Annotated in this window: 15 protein-coding genes and 2 tRNA genes; 6 read left to right on the forward strand and 11 right to left on the reverse strand. The window is 63.4% G+C overall.

Translation table 11 applies throughout. The features are described 5' to 3' along the window. Nucleotides 1-32: 32 nt before the first annotated feature. Nucleotides 33-1,292 (reverse strand): ABC transporter substrate-binding protein, encoded by a 1,260-nt coding sequence (locus PJL15_RS08730; protein ID WP_281450755.1) that lies wholly within the window; start codon nt 1,290-1,292, stop codon nt 33-35. Nucleotides 1,293-1,540: 248 nt separating this feature from the next. Between PJL15_RS08730 and PJL15_RS08735 the strand changes: the two genes are divergently transcribed. Continuing rightward, nucleotides 1,541-2,767, forward strand: coding sequence for an ROK family protein (locus PJL15_RS08735; RefSeq protein ID WP_281450756.1), 1,227 nt, complete (start codon nt 1,541-1,543; stop codon nt 2,765-2,767). Between the two features lie 54 nt (nt 2,768-2,821). Here the strand turns inward: PJL15_RS08735 and PJL15_RS08740 are convergent, their stop codons facing one another. The 5 genes from PJL15_RS08740 to PJL15_RS08760 form a co-directional block, all read right to left on the reverse strand. Then, nucleotides 2,822-4,393, reverse strand: a complete 1,572-nt coding sequence (locus PJL15_RS08740; RefSeq protein WP_281450757.1) for a Na+/H+ antiporter — start codon at nt 4,391-4,393, stop codon at nt 2,822-2,824. Between the two features lie 113 nt (nt 4,394-4,506). Further along, the gene (locus PJL15_RS08745) at nt 4,507-5,163 is read right to left on the reverse strand and encodes an SDR family oxidoreductase (protein WP_281450758.1); all 657 of its coding nucleotides are present in this window, start codon (nt 5,161-5,163) and stop codon (nt 4,507-4,509) included. Between the two features lie 62 nt (nt 5,164-5,225). After that, nucleotides 5,226-5,299, reverse strand: a tRNA-Met gene (locus tag PJL15_RS08750). A gap of 61 nt (nt 5,300-5,360) precedes the next feature. Then, nucleotides 5,361-5,432 (reverse strand) — tRNA-Thr (locus PJL15_RS08755). Between the two features lie 117 nt (nt 5,433-5,549). Continuing rightward, nucleotides 5,550-6,032 carry a LysM peptidoglycan-binding domain-containing protein gene (locus tag PJL15_RS08760; protein WP_281450759.1) on the reverse strand — a complete coding sequence of 161 codons (483 nt, stop codon included), beginning with the start codon at nt 6,030-6,032 and terminating at the stop codon, nt 5,550-5,552. Between the two features lie 203 nt (nt 6,033-6,235). Here PJL15_RS08760 and PJL15_RS08765 point away from each other — a divergent pair, with 203 nt between their 5' ends. Continuing rightward, complete coding sequence (locus tag PJL15_RS08765) at nt 6,236-6,379, forward strand: hypothetical protein (protein WP_281450760.1); 144 nt, start codon at nt 6,236-6,238, stop codon at nt 6,377-6,379. 486 nt (nt 6,380-6,865) lie between these two features. On the opposite strand, the gene PJL15_RS08770 is transcribed toward PJL15_RS08765, so the two are convergent. The 4 genes from PJL15_RS08770 to PJL15_RS08785 form a co-directional block, all read right to left on the reverse strand. After that, nucleotides 6,866-9,013 (reverse strand): DEAD/DEAH box helicase, encoded by a 2,148-nt coding sequence (locus PJL15_RS08770; protein ID WP_281450761.1) that lies wholly within the window; start codon nt 9,011-9,013, stop codon nt 6,866-6,868. Between the two features lie 383 nt (nt 9,014-9,396). Continuing rightward, nucleotides 9,397-10,059, reverse strand: a complete 663-nt coding sequence (locus tag PJL15_RS08775; RefSeq protein ID WP_281450762.1) for an MOSC domain-containing protein — start codon at nt 10,057-10,059, stop codon at nt 9,397-9,399. A 32-nt stretch (nt 10,060-10,091) separates the two neighbouring features. Continuing rightward, on the reverse strand, nt 10,092-10,766 hold the full coding sequence (locus PJL15_RS08780; RefSeq protein ID WP_281450763.1) for a response regulator: 675 nt from the start codon (nt 10,764-10,766) through the stop codon (nt 10,092-10,094). Next, on the reverse strand, nt 10,763-12,280 hold the full coding sequence (locus tag PJL15_RS08785) for a sensor histidine kinase (protein WP_281450764.1): 1,518 nt from the start codon (nt 12,278-12,280) through the stop codon (nt 10,763-10,765). The genes PJL15_RS08780 and PJL15_RS08785 overlap by 4 nt, the downstream gene beginning before the upstream one ends. 151 nt (nt 12,281-12,431) lie before the next feature. Here PJL15_RS08785 and PJL15_RS08790 point away from each other — a divergent pair, with 151 nt between their 5' ends. Genes PJL15_RS08790 through PJL15_RS08800 form a run of 3 tightly spaced genes read left to right on the forward strand, consistent with a single transcriptional unit; the run spans nt 12,432 to nt 15,870 of the window. Next, nucleotides 12,432-13,139 carry a Tat pathway signal protein gene (locus PJL15_RS08790; protein WP_281450765.1) on the forward strand — a complete coding sequence of 236 codons (708 nt, stop codon included), beginning with the start codon at nt 12,432-12,434 and terminating at the stop codon, nt 13,137-13,139. Between the two features lie 2 nt (nt 13,140-13,141). After that, entirely contained in the window at nt 13,142-14,347 is a 1,206-nt protein-coding gene (locus tag PJL15_RS08795) for a glutathionylspermidine synthase family protein (protein ID WP_281450766.1), read from the forward strand. After that, on the forward strand, nt 14,344-15,870 hold the full coding sequence (locus PJL15_RS08800) for an APC family permease (RefSeq protein WP_281450767.1): 1,527 nt from the start codon (nt 14,344-14,346) through the stop codon (nt 15,868-15,870). The genes PJL15_RS08795 and PJL15_RS08800 overlap by 4 nt, the downstream gene beginning before the upstream one ends. A gap of 33 nt (nt 15,871-15,903) precedes the next feature. Here the strand turns inward: PJL15_RS08800 and PJL15_RS08805 are convergent, their stop codons facing one another. Then, nucleotides 15,904-17,271, reverse strand: a complete 1,368-nt coding sequence (locus PJL15_RS08805; protein ID WP_281450768.1) for a glycosyltransferase 87 family protein — start codon at nt 17,269-17,271, stop codon at nt 15,904-15,906. 134 nt (nt 17,272-17,405) lie between these two features. Between PJL15_RS08805 and PJL15_RS08810 the strand changes: the two genes are divergently transcribed. Then, nucleotides 17,406-18,581, forward strand: a complete 1,176-nt coding sequence (locus PJL15_RS08810; RefSeq protein ID WP_281450769.1) for an acyl-CoA dehydrogenase family protein — start codon at nt 17,406-17,408, stop codon at nt 18,579-18,581. Nucleotides 18,582-18,775 lie beyond the last annotated feature (194 nt).

Here is an 18,775-nt window from a genome sequence, read left to right on the forward strand (position 1 = left end):
GACTGGCTCCCTTATTTGCTGCTGGCGTCGTCTTACTGGCGGAACGCCAGCCGTGCCCAATCGGCGTCGAGTGTGCGGAGGGTGGAGGCAGGATCGGCGCCGAACACAACCGCCTGCGTGTAGTTCATGATCGGGATGGTCTTGGGCACCAGCACCGATGGTCCCTGGTAGACCTTGCCTTGCTCGTAATACCCGGCCATGCCCGCGATCCGGGGGTCCGGGGTCACCGGGGCATCCTTGGTGGGAGTGAACCCCAGCTGGGACTTGTTGTAGCCTTCGATAATTTCCGGCCGGTACAAGTACTCGAGGAAGTCCTGTGCGGCGTCCTTGTGCTTGGACCCTTCCGGGATCCAGGCGGCAAGGTCAACGTTGACCCGGACCTTGAGGTCCTCCGGGTTATCCGTCATGGGCAACGGGAAGGTTCCGAGCTGGAGGTCAGGCGCAGTCTTGGCCACCTCGCTGAAGGCCCACGGACCTTGAAGATACATGGCGGCCTTGCCTTGGGAGAACGCCAGGTTGCCGTCGCCGTAAGCCCGGCTGGCAGCATCCTTGTTCACGTAGTTCCTGGCGAGGGTCAGCATCTTGGCTACCGGCTGGTCAAAGTCCTTCTGGAACGACGCCGACGAGTCCGGTCCTACGTCCGTGCCTTCCTCGGCCAGCTTCTTGAAGAAGTCGAGGGTGTCCACCTGGCCGCCCACGGAGTAGTCGAACCAGCCCTGGGCGATGGTCCAATCGTCCTTCCACGTGGCTTGGAACGGCGTCACCCCGGCCGCTTTCAGCTTCTCGCACGCAGCGACCAACTCGCTCCAGGTCTTGGGGACCTCGATGTTGTTCGCAGCGAAGACTTCCTTGTTGTAGATCACGGAGGACGCCATCACCGAGTAAGGCAGGGCACTGGTCCGGTCCGGATACGAGCCGTACTGTTCCATGAGCGGTTTGAGGTCCTCACGGATGAGGGAGGCTGCATGCGTTCCGGACAGGTCGCTCAGTGCACCCCGCTGGACGAAGCGCGAGGTCTCCATGTTGTAGTTGGCAAGCGCGATGTCCGGCGGATTGCCACGGACGAAACTCGCGGACACGACGTCGACTCCGGACGTATCGAGGACAACTTCCGTCTTGTTCTGTGAGGCGTTGTAGTCGGCGACGAGCTTGGTCATGAAACCGATGGCCTCCCGCTTGCTGAACGTGAAGCGGATGGTTTCCTTGCCGGTGTCCCCGGAGCAACCGGAAAGCAGTCCAGCAAGCAAAGCCAGCCCCAGGCCCATGGCCCCTATGCGTTTGGTGCGTGTCATTTTCACAGACACGTAGTCCTTTCGTCGTGCGGACCCCGGTGGCCGCAGGCCATCGCGAACAGGCAGAAGCCGGCATCGCGGATGATTTAGATAGGAGGTAAATTTATTACCTATCGCTAATACTGGGTGATCCGCGCCACAACGTCAAACCATCGACTAAATGTTTCGGGCTCTAAATTTATGAACTAAATTTAGAGCGACCACTCTCCCGTCCCGGGAGACGGATTGGAATGGCAGGAGGAGCGTGGATGCTGACTGGTACTGCTCCGTCGACACAGCTGGTGCGCAGGGTCAACGCCGGTGCCTTGCTCAAGGCCATGCGCGGTGCAGGGATCGTTACCGGCACCGAACTCATGGCCTCCACCGGACTCTCGCGTGCCACGGTCATCTCCATTTGCGATGAACTCGTCAGGCTCGGCTGGCTCCAGGAACTCGAGAACCAGCGCGGCGGCGGAGACTACGTCAAAGGCAGGCCCGCGCGCCGCTTCGTTTTCGACGACGCCGCGGCCAGCGTGATCGGCATCGACATCGGCGCCAACAAAATCACGGCAATTGTTGCCGACATGGCCGGGTCGCCGTTGTCCCAGGTGACCACGTCATTCCGGACTTTCAACGTCCCCGCCGATGAGCGGGCCGATGTCCTGGACCGGATCGCCGCGGAAGCCTTGAAAAAGGCAGGCGTCTCCGCTGACTCTGTTCTGGCGGTGTCGGTTGGGGTGGCGGCTCCTGTCAGCCGCGACGGCGAAGTCCTCACGGTCCAGGAGTTCTGGCAGTCCTTCGATGTCCGCGCAATGGTCTCTGAGCGCCATGGTTGGCACGTGCTCCTGGAAAATGACGCCAATCTCGCGGCCTTGGCGGAACGCTGGCTGGGCACCGCCAAAGGCGTAGACAACCTCGTGGTCATGCTCGCCGGCGACCGGCTGGGCTCCGGCATCATGGAATCCGGCCGTCTGCTCCACGGACAGCTGGGTGGCTTCGGCGAACTCGGATTCCTCGAAAATGTCGACGGCGTGGGGGACACCTACGGCATAGGACACTACGCCGTGCTGTGCGGTCGGGAAGCACTGGACAAACCCGCCGCGACCACGCTGCGGGAACTCTGCAACGGCGATCCCGCCAGCCTTACGGCCGAGATGGTGTTCAACGCAGCCCAGGCTGGTGATCCCGCCGCTGGTGATGCCTTGGACCGCGTTTCACACCGCATGGCGCGGGCCATCGGCTCGATCAGTACCTTGGTCAACCCGGAGCTGGTGGTGATTGCCGGTGGCGTCGCAACGTCCGCCCAAGCACTGCTCCCTGCCATTGAACGCCAGCTGCCTGACTTCACTTTCACTCCCCCGCGCCTGCAGGCATCAACGTTGGGAGACGGCATCGTGTCCCTGGGCGCCATCCGCCACGCCTTGGACTACGTCGAGGAGCACGCGCTGGATCTCTACCCGGCATCGTTGCCGAAGCCGGCAGCTAAGCCGGCCTAGAGTCTGCTCCCGGCTCGAGCCTGGTCCGGCATGGACCTTAGTCCGGCATGGACCCTAGTCCGGCATGGACATGGTGCGCAGGTCCAACTGGCGCAGCACCCTGTCCGCAACTTCAGGATCAGTCCCCAGCTCGTTACGGGCCGCCACCACTTCCTGCCGGGCAGCATCAAGGGCAATGGTCTGCACGGCAATGGAAAGTTCGCGTCCGCGCTTACGCTTTTCGGAAGCTGTTTCGTTGCGCAAAGTGCCATCCAAAAGCTCGGCATGCAGGCGGCGCATCTTGTCCTTGATCAGCGCTACCTTCTCTGGCGGCAATTCCTTCATGAGGTCGTGCTCTTTGAGCGCGGTGACTGCAGCGGACTGGGCACGCTTGGCCAGCTCCTTTGCCGCGTCCTGCTCATGGGAACCGTCTTCCGTCGCGTCCAGCACCCGCATCAGCCATGGCAGGGTAAGCCCCGGCAGAACCAAGGTGGCAAGGAGCACGGCGCAGGCGATCACCAGGATTTCGTGCCGGGCCGGGAAGTCGCTGCCGTCGGGCAAGGTCACCGGCAATGCCAGGGCAAGGGCCAACGTCGCCAGCCCGCGCATTCCGCACCACGTCAGGATGAGTACCTCTTTGGGTGAGGTGGGCTGCAGAAGGTTGCGGCGCCGTCGTGCGGTCAAGGCAAGCAGCCCAAGCCAGAGGTACCGCACGGCGAAAACCAGGACGCAGATCACCACGGCCATCCCGATCATGCCGAAGATGGCTGTTCCCTCGTCGCGGATGACCTGGCGGATTTCAAGGCCCACCAGGCCGAAGGCCAGGCCCGTGGCAAGCAACTCCACCACGTCCCAGAACGCGGTTCGCGTGACGCGCTCGGCCGCATCCTGGGGACGGGCGTGGCGCTGCAGTTCCAGGGCGGTGACGACGACGGCCACCACGCCTGATGCGTGCAGCTCTTCGGCGAGGATGTAGGCCGCAAAAGGAACCACCAGGGTTACGGCGCTGCGGGCCACCATGGAGGTCACCAGTTTGGTGATGAACCTGGTCAGCAAGCCCATCCCGATGCCGATCACAACGGCCAAGGCAGCGCCCAACACGAACTGGGGGATGACTTCCGGGCCCACTTCCTTGCCGGACAGGGTGGCTGCCACAGCGGCCTGGAAGATCACGATGGCCGCGGCGTCGTTGAAGAGGCCTTCACTTTGAAGGACCGTGATGAGCCGCCGGGGCATATGCACCCGGCCGGCCACGGACTCAACCGCCACAGGGTCCGGCGGCGCCACCATGGCCCCCAGGGCGATCGCGGCAGGAATTCCGATGCCCGGAATCATCAACCAGGCAGCGCCGGCCACCGCGGCCGTGGACACCACAACCAGGGCCACCGCCATCAGCAGCAACGTCCGCCAGCGGACCCGGAAGACCGCCCAGGAGCTCTTCTGGGCGGTAGCGAACAGCAACGGTGGAAGGAAGATCGGCAGGATCAGTTCCGGTGAGATCTCAAATTCGGGGAAGCCCGGGATGAACGTGAGCGCAACTGCCAAGAGCAGCATGAGTACCGGATACGGAAGCCGGAGCCGGTCCCCCAGACCAACGGCTATCACTGTTGCAAGCAGCAACCCCACTATGAGCGCCAGCTGATCCATGTTCCTGCTTCCCCAGTTGGTGTTTGGCCCCTTTCCAGGCAAAACCGGAAAAGTTCCCTACCAACATATCCCGGGGCACAGCCAGTACGGCGCGGCCCGTGGAGCGCTGGCCCTTACTCCTTGGTCAGGGCATCCACCACGTCCTCGGTTCCATCCTTGAAGGGAATGGTCTTCCCGATGGTCACGGGCAATTCAAGGACGGCGGCGGTCACCAGGGCGACATTGGCCCGGGAAGTCTGCGTGCCGTTGCCCGGATCCTCCGGGTGCAGTTCGATCAGGCCGGTGGCAGGTTCATTGGTCAGGGTGCCGGGGCCAAGAACGGTCCAGTCAAGGTCCGTGCCACGGAGGTACTCATCGGCCGCGGCCTTGGCCTCCGCGTAGGCGAAGAAGGGGTTGTCGCTGGGAACACCGTGATCCTTGGACGCACCGATGTAGGACACCATGACATAACGCCGCACGCCGGCCTCCGCTGCGGCATCCATGGAACGAATGGCGGCGTCACGGTCCACGGCGTAGGTCCTGGCCGGATTGCCCCCGCCGGCCCCGGCGGACCAGACCACGGCATCGTGACCCTTGAACGCCTGGGCGAGTTCCGCCGTCGTCGAATTCTCGACGTCAAGCACCTCGGCAGAGGCGCCGGTGGCAGTGACATCTGCCACATGGTCTGGATTCCGGATGTACGAGGTGACGTCGTGACCTTCATCACTGAGAATCCGGGACAGATGCAGGGCCACTTTGCCGTGGCCACCAATAATCGCGATTCGGCTCATGGGTCCATTCTGTCCCACAAAACAAAAAACCCCGCAGATAACATCTGCGGGGTCTTGCACTGTAGCGGTGGGGAGGCTCGATCTCCCGACCTCACGATTATGAGTCGTGCGCTCTAACCAACTGAGCTACACCGCCACGAATGAGAAAAACCTGTGTCAAGCCGGTCAAAACCGCCTTGACACAGGCCCTCATCCAGAGCCCCCCACCGGAATCGATCCGGTGACCTCGTTCTTACCAAGAACGCGCTCTACCACTGAGCTAGGGGGGCAACGAGTAAATACTCTACCGGACGTTTTGAGAAGCTACAAATCGGCGAATCGACGCGGAAAAACGGCGCCGACACAATTTGCGAAGACGACTTTTTCCTGATCCTGATACGGCCGTTTCAGGGCAAGCGCAACACCTGTCCCGGGTAGATCCGATCAGGGTTGGGCACGGTATCGGCGTTGGTGGCAATCAAGGCGCCGAGGTCCACACCGAACTGCGCGGCTATCCCACTCATGGTGTCCCCCTGCTCCACTACAACCTCGGTCACGCGCGGAGCCACCGGTCCCGGCTGCCCGGCTGTTGCTGCGGCCTCCACGGCCGCCTCCTGAGCCTGTGGCCGGACTTCCGGGGCATCGGGTTCCAGGCCCTCCTGCGCGGCTTCCTCGGCGGCTGCGGCGTCCGCTACTGCCTGCTGCCGGGCGGCTTGGGCTGCCGCGGCTTCGGCGGCGGAGGTATCAGCTGCGGAAACCTCGACGGCGGCAGCGTCCTCCGCGGCCTGGCTCACGGCAGTCTGGTCGGCCTGACGTTCCACCGGAGCAGCTTCCGCATGGCCCCTCTCGCCGAAGCCCAAATTCTTCTTCACGTTATCCAGCAATCCCATGACGTGATAGTACGGCGCGGCCGTTGCCGACGTAACCCGGTTCTGCTCGAAATACCCGGGCGTTTTCCAACAACGTCGCAAGGGGCCCTTCGTGAACCTACCAGGCGGTGCAGTGCCTGATTTTTTGCCCGGCCCTGTCGGAGCTGTTCGCCTGGGAAGCTCGCTGATTGCCGAACACTTGTGTTCTGCATCACGATTCACCTGTGACTGCCACTACATGGTACGAGAGCCCCAGCTCCCTTTACATCAGCTATGAGCCCCTTGCAGTTGGTTCAACGGTCGACCGGTCCGATCTCGCCAAGCAGCAGAAGAAGATCCAGCAAGCCGACTTGTCAGCTACCAAATAGTCTTGCCCAACCCGGAGGAAGAACCAGTGAACGACTGGGCGAAACTCGACGTGTGGATGAAAGCCTTTGCCCGCGGTTTCTCCGATACTTCTTCTCGGTCCCTCGGAACCATACGCTATCGGGCTGTAAGACCACTCGCCCCCGATGTGCTTGTTCTGGTTTACGAAGACTGGGAGAAGCACCTCAGCGCGAGAGCTTACCGCGTCGCCGACCTCAACGAGTTCCCTGGGCTTCCTCGCGAAGTAGTCCGAAGCATTGTAGTTAGTGAGCTCATCGAACCAACAGCCCACGGAAGGACAGTGGATACTGAACCGTTACGGGGCCTTAATTCCGAGTTTCCCGGCTTGGAATGGATCGGTGAAATACCAGCCTAGAATCTGACGGCTTTGCCGGAATTACATCAGGCCCGTTAAACGCGTCAGGGGGCCGGCTCGAAAGCCGACCCCCTGACGGGAACTACCTAGTGTTTACCACTTGGCAGTGTGTTTACCACTTGCCCTTGCGGTTGAAGTCGCGGTTGCTGCCTTCGCCGCCGGTGCGGGGCTTGCGGGCACCGTCGCCGTGGCCACCGAAGCGTGAGCCGCTGGCCTGGCCGCGGTCGCGGTCGCCGTAGCTGCCTGAGGTGCGCTCAGTGCGGTCGCTGTAGGAACGGCCACCACGGTCAGCGGAAGAACGCTCGCCGTCGGACTTGCGGAACTCCTTCTTGAAGCCACCGTTGCCCTTGAAGTTGCCACCACCGCGGTTTTCACGGTCACCGTAGCCACCGCGGCCGCCACCGGAGTAGCCGCCACGCTCGCTGTTGGGCCTGCGTCCGTTGTCCAGCTCAAGGTGGATCAGCTCGCCACCGATACGGGTGCGGGACAGTGCACGCAGCTGCTCGGGGCTAAGGTCTGCCGGGAGCTCCACCAGGGAGTGGTCCGAGCGGATGTCGATGCCACCGATCTGTGCGGAGGAGATGCCACCTTCGTTGGCAATGGCACCCACGATGGAGCCCGGCATGACGCGCTGGCGGCGTCCGACGGCGATCCTGTAGGTGGCGTTGCCCTCGGTGAGAGCACGGGTCGGGCCGCGGGAACCGAAGCCGTCCTTGGAGCGCTCGCGCTTCTGGTATTCGGGAGCCGCAGGCAGTTCCTTGACCAGCAGCGGCTGTCCGCCCTGTGCCATGACGGCAAGGGCAGCAGCGATCTCCGAGGCCGGAACGTTGTGCTCTTCCTCGTAGGAAGCGATGAGGTCGCGGAATGCTGCAACATCCTCGGACGCGAGGGTCTCGGTGATGCGCTCGGCGAACTTGCCCAAGCGGAGCGTGTTGACGGTCTCGGCCGTCGGAAGGTGCATCTGCTCCACGGGCTGGCGGGTTGCCTTCTCGATGGAACGCAGCAGGTACTTCTCACGCGGCGTCATGAACAGGATGGCGTCGCCGGAACGACCCGCACGGCCCGTGCGGCCAATGCGGTGCACGTAGGACTCGGTGTCGTGGGGGATGTCGTAGTTGATGACGTGGCTGATGCGCTCAACGTCAAGGCCACGGGCCGCGACGTCGGTGGCGACCAGGATGTCGATGCGGCCTTCCTTCAGCGCGTCAACAGTGCGTTCGCGCTGCTGCTGCGGGATGTCGCCGTTGATGGCGGCAGCCTGGAAACCACGGGACTTCAGCTTGTCTGCCAGGTCCTCGGTAGCCATCTTGGTGCGCACGAAGGCGATAACGCCGTCGAATTCTTCAACCTCAAGGATGCGGGTCAGGGCGTCCAGCTTGTGCGGGCCCATGACCTGGAGGTAACGCTGCTTGGTGTTCGCACCCGTGGTGGTCTTGGACTTCACGGAAATTTCGGCAGGGTTGTTCAAGTACTGCTTGGACATGCGGCGGATCTGGCCCGGCATGGTGGCAGAGAACAGGGCAACCTGGCGGCTCTCAGGAGTCTGCTGGAAGATCTGCTCCACGTCATCGGCAAAGCCCATGCGCAGCATCTCGTCAGCTTCGTCAAGAACAAGGTACTGGAGCTCGGAGAGGTCCAGTGAGCCCTTGGCGATGTGGTCGATCACACGGCCCGGGGTACCGACAACAACCTGGGCACCGCGGCGAAGGCCGGCCAGCTGGGGACCGTAAGCCGAGCCACCGTACACCGGGAGAACGGTGAACTCGTCAATGTGCTTGGCGTAGGAAGTGAAGGCCTCGGCAACCTGGAGGGCCAGTTCACGCGTGGGAGCCAGGACCAGTGCCTGGGTCTTGCGGGACGGGCCGTTGAGGTCGTGGAGTTCAGCCAGGCGGGACAGGGCAGGAACAGCGAAGGCTGCGGTCTTGCCGGTACCGGTCTGGGCAAGGCCTACGACGTCGCGGCCTTCAAGCAGGAGGGGGATGGTGGCTGCCTGGATGGGGGACGGCTTCTCGTAGCCGACGTCCTGCAGGGCGGCCAGAACGCGGCCATCGATACCAAGATCGACGAAGCGGACGCCTTCTTCTTCATCGTCATCTGCCTTGGCGGCAGGAGCTTCGGTGAAGGCGGGGGCTGCAGACTCAGCTGCGGCAGTCTCGACGGGGGCAGCGGCAGCAGCCGGTGCTTCAGCTTCGGCGGGAGCGGCTGCTTCAGCAGACTCAGCGTTCTGGGCGTCGAAGTTTTCGTTGAGATTTTCGGTCATAGGGGGAAATTCCTCATCCATAGGGCAGTCGGCGCGGCCCGGTTGGGCTTGGCCGCATTACTCGTCGCGGAAACAGGCAAGGTGCCCTGCTTTCGCAAGAAGTCCGGCGCTATCGCAATCCCATGGCAGGACTTCCCGCTGCATCTCTTGGCTGCTATCCCAGCAGTCTGTACAGCGTTTTCTTTAGCCGGCTCTCCCTATGAAAATGCCCGCACACATTTGCGGGCCCCAACACTTACCAGTCCTGCCTCAAGAATTGGGCAGGATAAAGGGATTTCCGGAGTGGGGGATATTTCAAGTGTAGGGCACGGGGCGGCCCCACCGCGAGTTAAGACCCCGGGAAGCCCGGGTGAGCTTGTTCACACACGCCTTTGAAGGAGTGGTCAGGACTCCTGGAGCCCGTTGCGCCGGAGGAGCTTTTCAAACCTGGAGTGGTACTCATCCTGCAGGCGGATCTCTCCGTCAGCCTCTGCGTCCAGCAGAATCTGTACCAATTCCGGGGTGGGCTCGCTGAACCACTGGCCCACGGTAATGCCGTGCTTAGGAACGAACGTGCGGTGGATATGGTCTCCCGCGGAGATGGTGCCCGTCTTGATCACCCGGAGATAGGTGCCAACACGGCCGGCCTGCGTGAAGCGCTTCACCCACTGCGGCTCCCCGAGCACCCGCTGGAACGTTGCACACGGAACGCGCGGGGACGTAACTTCCAGTTCCACATCCAGGCCGATCTTCCACCGTTCCCCGATGACCGCGCCCGTGGTCTCAATACCCGCCACGCGCAGGTTCTCCCCGAAGAGCCCTGCCGGGATCTCGCGTTGCAGCTCGCCGGACCAGTAATCGGCATCCGACTGCGAGTACGCGTACACCGCTTGGTCTTCCCCACCATGATCCATCCGGCTTGCCTGCACATCGCCGTGGATCCCAAGTTTATGGACTTTGACCGGGCCCTCGACGGAACGCTTGTCAATGGCTGTGACGCCCACGCTGCCAGGATCGGGCAGCAACTGGTGGACACGGCAGACGGCAAGCAGGGAGGCAGTGTTCATGGACTACAGTCTACGGATCACCGCGGCCCGGGCTAAGGATCAAAACGGTAGCCCATCCCCGCTTCCGTATGCAGATGGCGCGGCTCGGCTGGATCCCGCTCCAGCTTCCGCCTCAGTTGGGCAATGTAAACCCGCAGATACTGGGTTTCCTTGGCGTAGGCCTGCCCCCAGACCTGGGTGAGGATCTGCTGCTGGCTTACCAGCTTGCCCTTGTTCCGGACCAACAGCTCAAGGATGTTCCATTCGGTGGGGGTCAACCGGACCTCTGCCCCGTCCTTCACGATCCTCTTGCCCGCCAGGTCCACCATGAAGTCCGCGGTCGCCAGCGTGGGCTCCTCACCGCCAGCCACCACGCGGCGGGAAGCCACCCGCAACCGCGCAAGAAGCTCATCCAAACCGAAAGGCTTGGTCACGTAGTCGTCCGCACCGGCGTCGAGCGCTTCCACTTTGTCCTCGGAAGCATGCCTGGCCGACAAGACGATAATGGGCATGCTGCTCCAGCCGCGGATGCGGCGGATGATCTCGACCCCGTCAATGTCCGGCAATCCAAGGTCCAGCACCACGATGTTGACCGGCTGCTTGGCCGCCGCGCTCAGAGCGTCCGCACCGTTGCCCACCGTCATCGCCTGGTAACCGTGGGCTTGAAGGGTCACCTGCATGGCCCGGGCAATGCGGGCCTCGTCCTCGACAATCAGCACCAGCGTCATCGCGGGTCACCGGTCCACAGCGGCAGGGTGACCACCATGGTCAAGCCGCCGCCCGGCGTCGGCTCCGCTGCAAGCTTGCCGCCCATGGCCTCGCTGAATCCCTTCGCCACCGCAAGGCCCAAACCAACACCTCCGCCTGCCCCGGTTCCTGCCATTGAAGCCGACGAATCACCGAAACGCTGGAACGGTTGGAACATGGTCAGGACCTCCTCGTGGCCCACGCCCTTGCCATGGTCCGCGATCCGCAGCTCGCTGGCGGGCCGCTCCCCCAAGGTGATGCCTTCACCTGCCCTGGCGGTCAGCACCACGTCAGAGTCCGGGGCGTACTTCATGGCATTCTCAACGATGTTGGCCACCACGCGTTCAAGCATCCCCGCATCCGCCTGCACCGGGGGCAGGTTGGGCGGCAGTTCGTTGCGCAGCCGCTCGGACGGCACACCCCTCAACGCATCCGGCAGCACGTCCGCCCAGAGCATGCCGCTCAACAGCGGATTCACGGCGTCGGCCGTAATGCGGGACATGTCCAGAAGGTTGTCCACCAAGTGATCCAGCCGGTCTGCGTAATCTTCGATGGTCTCCAACAGCTCCCGCTCAACGTCCGGAGGAAAGGTCACGTCTTCCTGGCGGAGGCTGCTGACCGCCAGCTTGATTCCCGCCAACGGCGTCCTCAAGTCATGGGAAACCGCCCGAAGAATGGACGTGCGCATCTTGTTGCCCTCGGAAAGCCGAAGGTTGTCGCGCCTGCTCTTCACCAACTGCTGCCGCTCCCTCACTGCCACCACGAACGCGCCGAACGCCACCAGCATCCGCTGATGATGTGGCGACAAGGGACCGCCGCGAAGCAGCAGCGTGTAATGCGAATCGACGACGGCGGCATGGTCGGCGGCGGCGTGCGTCACCGGCGGATTGGGGCCGGCGGTGGCCAGGACCCGCCATTCAGGCGGAGCACCGCGAACAGCGGTCCCTGCGCCGGTGGAGCCAAGGAGCGTCACTGCGTCCATGCCCAGGTTGGCGCGGACCTTCTCAAGGAACGTCTCCAGGCTTCCATCGGAACTGAGGATCCGGAGGGCGAGTTCGCTCAGGGCCGTGGCTTCCGCCCCTGACCTTGCCGCTTCCTGCGCCCTCCGGCTGGCCAGGCCCACAGCCAGGGCCACCCCGCAGGCGACCGCCAGGAACACCACCAGGGTGAACAAAGTGGTGGGGTCCGCGATGGACAACGAGCCGACGGGATCGGCCGAGAAATAATTCAGGAGGAAGCTTCCCAGTACAGCAGCGACCACGGCGGGCCACAGGCCTCCGATGGCAGCCACGGCCACAGCTACGGCCAGTTGGAGAAGCATGATCATGGCAAAGTTGCGGAAACCAAGGACTGTCACGCCCAGTTCCACCGCGGGAGGCAACAAGAGCGCCAGGACCAGCCCTGCCGTCACCCGCCCACGGCCAATACCGCGGACAGTCGGAAACTTCAGGAGCGCGCCGTCCTCGCCGTTGCCCTGAGCCTCACTTGCCGCCATGGCTACATCCTTACACGGTTCCCATGGTGGGCAGTTCTCCCCACATGCCCGCGTAACGAGTGCCTCCAGAGGGCGCAAGGACTAGGCTTGCTCTGAGCATTCCGGTCCGGCGTGGCGCCGGACCCACCACGGTCTATCCAGGGGGATACAAATGGACCCGAAAGACAGCCCTGACGCGGCCGGCAGCACAGGCAGCGGCGGGGACAACAACGACGGCCTGAGTGCGGGCAAAAACCCGCCCAAGCCGCCTCCTTGGCAGGTGCCCAAGCCAGAACTCCATCCTGAGTTGTTCACGCCGGTCAAAGACAGCCCTGTGGAGGACAAGAAGCCGGCCAAGAACAAGAAGGCATCCGCTGGCGCAACCTCCGGTGCCGCCACAGCCGAACCAACCGACCCGGGGCAGCCCCTCCCCGTGGTGGACCCGTTCGAACGCGAACGCGAACGTGACGCAGCCGCGGCTGCGAAGAAAAAGAAGCGCTCGCAGCGACGCACCATCGTGGTGGGCCTGGGCGTGACGGCCCTGCTGGCTGGAACCATCACGGCAATCGTGGCCTCCAACGAGCAAGAGGCCGACTACGCCCAGGTCTGTTTCAACGAAGAAACCGGCGAGCGCGTGGACGACGACCAGTGCAACAACAGCAGCTCGGCCGGCCGGACCTCCGGAGTCTACGCCTGGTACTTCTATTCGCGCGGTGCCAGCGTGCCCGCCGTCGGCCAGAACCGCAGCGCTTACCCAAGCGCCACGAAGACTGTGCCGCAGGGAGCCAAGTCCTCCACGGGATACAGCACCAAGGGCGGCACAGTCAGCCGCGGCGGCTTCGGCAGCAGTTCCAAAAGCGGCGGAAGCTCAGGAGGCTAGGCGTGCGTCGATTCCCCTCCGTGCCCAGGCCGGACTGGAAGCAAAAGATCGAAGAACAGGGCCTGGTTTTCTCCACCACAACCATGCCCGATGGCCGGAAAATCGAATACTGGAACGAATCGGCGTACTACGAGTTCAGCATGGACGAGGTGGAAACGCTCGAGAAGACCGCCGAAGACATGCACCTCATGTGCTTGGAAGCGGCGAAATACCTTGCCACCGGCGCCATGGGCGACATCGGCATCGGGCGCCAGGCGCTGGAGCTTGCCGCAGAGTCGTTGCAGGCCGCGGACATGGACATCTACGGCCGCTTCGACTTCATCTATGACGGCGAAGGCGGTCCGGCCAAAATGCTGGAGTACAACGCCGATACCCCCACCGGGCTGATCGAGGCCGCGGTGGCGCAGTGGTTCTGGCTGCAGGACGTCTTCCCGGAGAAGGACCAATGGAACGGCATCCATGAGGCCTTGATCCGGCAATGGAAGAAGCTGCAGTTCCGCACCGGAATGAGCACGTTGCACGTTGCCCACTCCGAAGCCGAAGAATCCGGCGAGGACTGGATGACGGCGGCCTACATGCGGGACGTAGCCAGCCAAGGTGGCTGGACCACCATTGGGATCAACATGTCGGACATCGGCTGGGACCCGAACCTGAACCGGTTCGTGGACCTGGACAACTTCATGATCAACACCATGTTCAAGCTGTATCCGTGGGAATTGATGATGAAGGAGCCTTTCGGGCACCGTCTTTTGCAGCGTGCCCACAACCCGCGCTGGGTGGAGCCGGCCTGGAAAATGCTGTTGTCCAACAAGGCCCTCCTGGCTGCACTGTGGCACCTCTACCCGAACCACGAAAACCTGTTGCCCGCCTACCTCGGGGACCCCGGGCCGCTGAAGGAATGGGTGGCCAAGCCCCTGCACGGACGCGAAGGCGACAACATCCGTATCCACGCCCCCGGGATCGACATCTCCCAGCCGGGCGGTTATGGCCGCGAAGGCTGGTGCTACCAGCAGTACCACCCACTCCCCGACTTCGACGGAAACCACCCCGTCCTGGGGCTGTGGGTGGTGGACGGCGAGTCGGTGGGGTGCGGCATCCGGGAGTCGGATGGACCGATCACGGACTATTTCTGCCGCTTCGTTCCCAACACCATCGACGCCCCTGCGCCCATTGCGCCCCCTGCCAATCCTTATGGAGCTGCATTATGAGCACTGAAACCTCGACGCCGGGCGGCGGCCCAGCGGGCGGCGACCGACCCGCCGTCATACCTTCCAAAGGCCTCCACGCCGGAATCCTGGACCTTGGCGACTCCGTCATGCTGGGACTGGCCTCCACCGCGCCCGTCTATTCGCTGGCCGCAACGCTGGGACTGATTGTTGCGGTCAACGGCAACTACACGCCCCTGATTCTGGTCCTCGGGTTCATTCCCGTCCTGTTCATTGCCTACGCCTTCCGTGAACTCAACAGCGCCATGCCGGACTGCGGAACAACGTTCTTCTGGGCACGCAAGGCGTTCGGGCCGTGGGCCGGGTGGCTGGGAGGCTGGGGAGTGGCCCTGGCCGGGATCGTGGTGCTGGCGAACCTTGCCCAGATCGCCGGGAAGTATCTTTGGTTGCTCGTGGGGGACGGCTCCCTGGCGGAGAACAAGTGGCTGGTGACCGCCACGGGCGTGCTGTTCATCGTGTTCATGACATACGTGAACCACCGCGGCATCAGGCTGGGTGAACACGTCCAACGAACCCTGACGTACATCCAATACATCTCGCTGGGTATTTTTGCGGTGGCGATCGTTTTCCGGATAGCCGGTGGTGCGCCGGAAGGCCAACCCTTCGACATTGAGTGGTTCAACCCGGCAGGTGCTTTTGCCGATCCGGGTGCCGTGGTGCATGGCGCGCTGTTGGCCTTGTTCATCTACTGGGGCTGGGACACCTGCCTTGCGCTCAACGAAGAAACCGAGAATCCGGCCAAGACCCCCGGCCGCGGCGCCGTGATCTCCGCCTCAGTGCTGGTGGCAATCTACGTATCAGTGGCCCTGCTGGTGATGATGTACGCGACGATCGGAACCGACGGAATCGGCCTCGGCAACGAAGCAAACCAGGACGACGTGTTCCTGGCCATGAAGGATGTTGTCCTTGGTCCGTGGGGCTGGCTGATTGTGGTGGCCGTCCTGGCCTCGGTCCTCTCCTCCACCCAGACCACCATCCTCCCCACTGCGCGCGGCACGCTGTCCATGGGCGTGCACGGGGCTCTTCCTGCGCGTTTCGGCAAGGTTCACGAGCGTTTCATGACTCCGGGCTACTCCACCCAGGTGATGGGCGCGGTGGCGGTGGTCTACTACGTGGCCATGAGCTTCCTCAGCGAGAACCTGCTCTCCGACTCCATCAGTGCCATCAGCTTGTTCATCGCCTTCTACTACGCGCTGACCGGGTTCTCCTGCGTCTGGTACTTCCGCGCAACGCTCCGGGAATCCGCCCGCAACCTCTGGTTCCGCGGGATCCTGCCACTCCTGGGGGCTTTGTCCCTGACCGCGGCGTTCTTCATCTCCGCGGTGCAGATGTGGGACCCGGCGTACGGGGATAGCCAGATCTTCGGGATCGGCGGAGCTTTTGTCAGCGGCGTGCTGCTGCTGGCATTGGGCGTGGTCCTGGCGATTGTGTGCCGCTTTGCCCCTTCCACCCGTGGTTACTTCACCGGCGACCGGGCCGACGCCGGCGTGGTCCGCGGCGAGTAACCTGCGCTCAGCGCCGGGCCGAGTAGCCTGCGCTCAGCGGCGCGCCGCAGCCCAGTGACGCAAGCGGGTGGGAACATCCGGCACCTCGTCCGTGCGGACCGCGTTCCGGCGCAAGGCTGCCAGCCAGCACAGCAGGATGGCAACGGCGCAGAAAACGCCGGCGCTCGAAGCCATGATCCAAAGTCCGGGCGTCTGGACGTTCAGGTCCGCCGCGCCCAGCACGGTTCCGATGGTCTTGGGCGAGAAGAAGAACACCACGGTGGAGGCTGCAAGAACCGCCGACATTATCCGGCGCTGGGCCTTGAACCTCGCCGGCGTGTCCTTGATGGTCCAGGCAACGGCCGGAAGAACCACAGCCATCCAGACCCAGTGGTGGGACCAGGAAACCGGGCTGATGAGCAGCATGGCAAGTGCCGTCGTCGAAATGGCTACCACGCGTGCGCCCTGTGCGCTGGCTGTCCTGATCAGCAACGCAGCCAGAACCAGCGTTCCCAGGCTTAGCGCGAGCCAAGGCAGCGTCACTGCATCCTGCGGAACGCCGAAGTGAAGCAGTGCGCCCTTGATGGAAAGGTTGTCCACGTAACCGGCCCCGCCAATGCGGGAAGTGTCGGGCAGGATTTCCAACCAGAACTCCAGGGACTCCGCGGGACGCAACAACCAGCCCAGCAGCACAGTGGAGGCGAAGCCCGCGGCCATGTTCGCGAGCCCCCGCCAATCCTTGCGCATCAGGAAATACAGGCCAAACACCAGCGGCGTCAGCTTAATACCCGCCGCAACACCAACCAGGAACCCGCTCCCCCGGAAACCCCGGCGCTTGGACAGGCCACCGAGCAGATCCGCCACCATCAGGCCCATGAGCAGGATGTTGATCTGACCGAAAGCCAGGGTTTCACGCCACGGTCCCAGGAACACGATCGCCAGGAACAGCGCCGCAGCAATCCAGTAGCTTCTGACGGAGGACAAGGCCGCGCGCAGGTTCGGTTTGGAGGACCAGTAGCGGATGATCGTGACGGCCACCCAGCCGGCAAGGGCCACACCGGCAACGTTGAACAGCATGAGTGCGGTGGCCTGCGGCAAGCGCGCCAACAGCCCGAAAACCAGGGCGGCAAAGGGTGGGTACGTGAAAGGCAGCTGGGGTCCACCGGCCGAGGCAACGCTGGGGCCGTAGAGGTCCGACGGCGAGGAACCTGCCTGATTCAGGATGCTGCCACCAAACCAGTAGACGCTGAAGTCCAGGCCTTGCTTGGCCCAGTCCGAGAGGAGCAACCAGGTGGGCAGTACCAACAGGGCTACAGGCAGCAAGCAAAGCAGCAACCGCGGCAGAAGCGGAGACGGTGTTGCGCTTGTGCGGGCCTGCGAGGCGTCCGCCTTGGCCCTGAAATCGACGTCAGGCAGTGCCATAAAGAATCCCCCAAGTTAGCCAAGTCGCAAGGGGGAAATATGCCGCCCCCGCAACCCATACTACTGAAGTGCCGCCAGGGAGCACCGGACAGCGTGGCGCACTGGCAGTTCCTGGGAGGCCCTAGGATGCTGGAATGAGCGATTCAACGACGAACACCTCCGATGTCCTGGCCCTGGATTCCTTGCTTTCGGACCCCGAACTTGCCCTTCGCGACAAGGTCCGTGATTACACCACCCAGCGGATCCGTCCGAACATCTCCCGCTGGTACGAGGACGCAGTGTTCCCACGGGAGACCGTTCCGGAGTTGGGTGAACTTGGGGTCCTCGGCATGCATCTGGAGGGTTACGGCTGTCCCGGCCGGACCGCCGTCGAATATGGCCTGGCCGCCATGGAACTGGAGGCCGGCGATTCCGGTATCCGCACCTTTGTGTCCGTGCAGGGCTCACTCGCCATGACGGCCATCCACCGTTGGGGGTCGGAGGCGCAGAAGGAGCAGTGGCTGCCACGGATGGCTGCCGGGGAGCTGATCGGTTGCTTCGCGCTGACCGAACCATCGGCGGGCTCGGATCCTTCGTCCATGACCACCACGGCCCGCCGGACCAGCGATGGCTGGACGCTGGACGGAGCCAAGCGCTGGATCGGCCTCGCATCGATCGCGGACATCATGGTGGTGTGGGCCCGGACGGAGGAAGGAATCCGTGGCTTCCTGGTCCCGTCCGACGCCAAAGGCGTCACCGCCTCGCCTATTGAACCGAAGCTCTCCATGCGTGCGTCGATCCAATGCGATGTAACGTTCGACGCCGTGCAGCTGGCACCCGAGGCCATCCTCCCGGGTGCCACCGGACTGAAGGGGCCGTTCTCCTGCCTGAACGAGGCCCGCTACGGAATCGCCTGGGGTGCCATGGGTGCCGCCCGCGACTCCTACGAGGCCGCCCTTGCCTACGCGGGTGAACGATTCCAGTTCGGCCGTCCCCTTGCCGGCTACCAGCTGACGCAGGAGAAGCTGGTCAATATGCTCGTCGAAATCCAGAAGGGAACTCTGTTGGCCCTTCATCTGGGCCGGTTGAAGGACGCCGGACGGCTTCAGCCTCAGCAGATCTCCCTGGGGAAGCTCAACAATGTCCGCGAAGCCATCAAGATTGCCCGGGAGGCCCGCACCATCCTGGGCGGCAACGGGGTCACGCTGGATTATTCTCCGCTGCGGCATGCGAACAATCTGGAATCGGTGCGTACCTATGAGGGCACGGACGAGGTACACACCCTGATCCTTGGCCAGCACATCACCGGCATCGGCGCGTTCCGCGGCTAACCCCACCCAACTGGGTAACAGTAAACGTCGCTACGGGGGCTCAATGGGACGCTTGCTGTCACCTAGTTGTACTGCCCAGGGAGATTGGTTGAGGCCGTGTGAGGACACGGCGTGAGATTTCCGGGATGACGAAGGCCTCCCGGTGTGGAGTGGAGCTGTCTAAGAAACCGCTGCACACCCAGGAGGCCTTCGTG

Source organism: Paenarthrobacter nitroguajacolicus, from assembly GCF_029952445.1.
Taxonomy (GTDB): domain Bacteria; phylum Actinomycetota; class Actinomycetes; order Actinomycetales; family Micrococcaceae; genus Arthrobacter; species Arthrobacter nitroguajacolicus_B.

Excerpts from the sequence above, each read along its gene's own strand:
- PJL15_RS08730 (WP_281450755.1), bottom strand. The coding sequence starts at position 1,292 with ATGACACGCACCAAACGCATAGGGGCCATGGGCCTGGGGCTGGCTTTG.
- PJL15_RS08735 (WP_281450756.1), top strand. The coding sequence starts at position 1,541 with ATGCTGACTGGTACTGCTCCGTCGACACAGCTGGTGCGCAGGGTCAAC.
- PJL15_RS08740 (WP_281450757.1), bottom strand. The coding sequence starts at position 4,393 with ATGGATCAGCTGGCGCTCATAGTGGGGTTGCTGCTTGCAACAGTGATA.
- PJL15_RS08745 (WP_281450758.1), bottom strand. The coding sequence starts at position 5,163 with ATGAGCCGAATCGCGATTATTGGTGGCCACGGCAAAGTGGCCCTGCAT.
- PJL15_RS08760 (WP_281450759.1), bottom strand. The coding sequence starts at position 6,032 with ATGGGATTGCTGGATAACGTGAAGAAGAATTTGGGCTTCGGCGAGAGG.
- PJL15_RS08770 (WP_281450761.1), bottom strand. The coding sequence starts at position 9,013 with ATGACCGAAAATCTCAACGAAAACTTCGACGCCCAGAACGCTGAGTCT.
- PJL15_RS08775 (WP_281450762.1), bottom strand. The coding sequence starts at position 10,059 with ATGAACACTGCCTCCCTGCTTGCCGTCTGCCGTGTCCACCAGTTGCTG.
- PJL15_RS08780 (WP_281450763.1), bottom strand. The coding sequence starts at position 10,766 with ATGACGCTGGTGCTGATTGTCGAGGACGAGGCCCGCATTGCCCGGGCC.
- PJL15_RS08785 (WP_281450764.1), bottom strand. The coding sequence starts at position 12,280 with ATGGCGGCAAGTGAGGCTCAGGGCAACGGCGAGGACGGCGCGCTCCTG.
- PJL15_RS08790 (WP_281450765.1), top strand. The coding sequence starts at position 12,432 with ATGGACCCGAAAGACAGCCCTGACGCGGCCGGCAGCACAGGCAGCGGC.
- PJL15_RS08800 (WP_281450767.1), top strand. The coding sequence starts at position 14,344 with ATGAGCACTGAAACCTCGACGCCGGGCGGCGGCCCAGCGGGCGGCGAC.
- PJL15_RS08805 (WP_281450768.1), bottom strand. The coding sequence starts at position 17,271 with ATGGCACTGCCTGACGTCGATTTCAGGGCCAAGGCGGACGCCTCGCAG.
- PJL15_RS08810 (WP_281450769.1), top strand. The coding sequence starts at position 17,406 with ATGAGCGATTCAACGACGAACACCTCCGATGTCCTGGCCCTGGATTCC.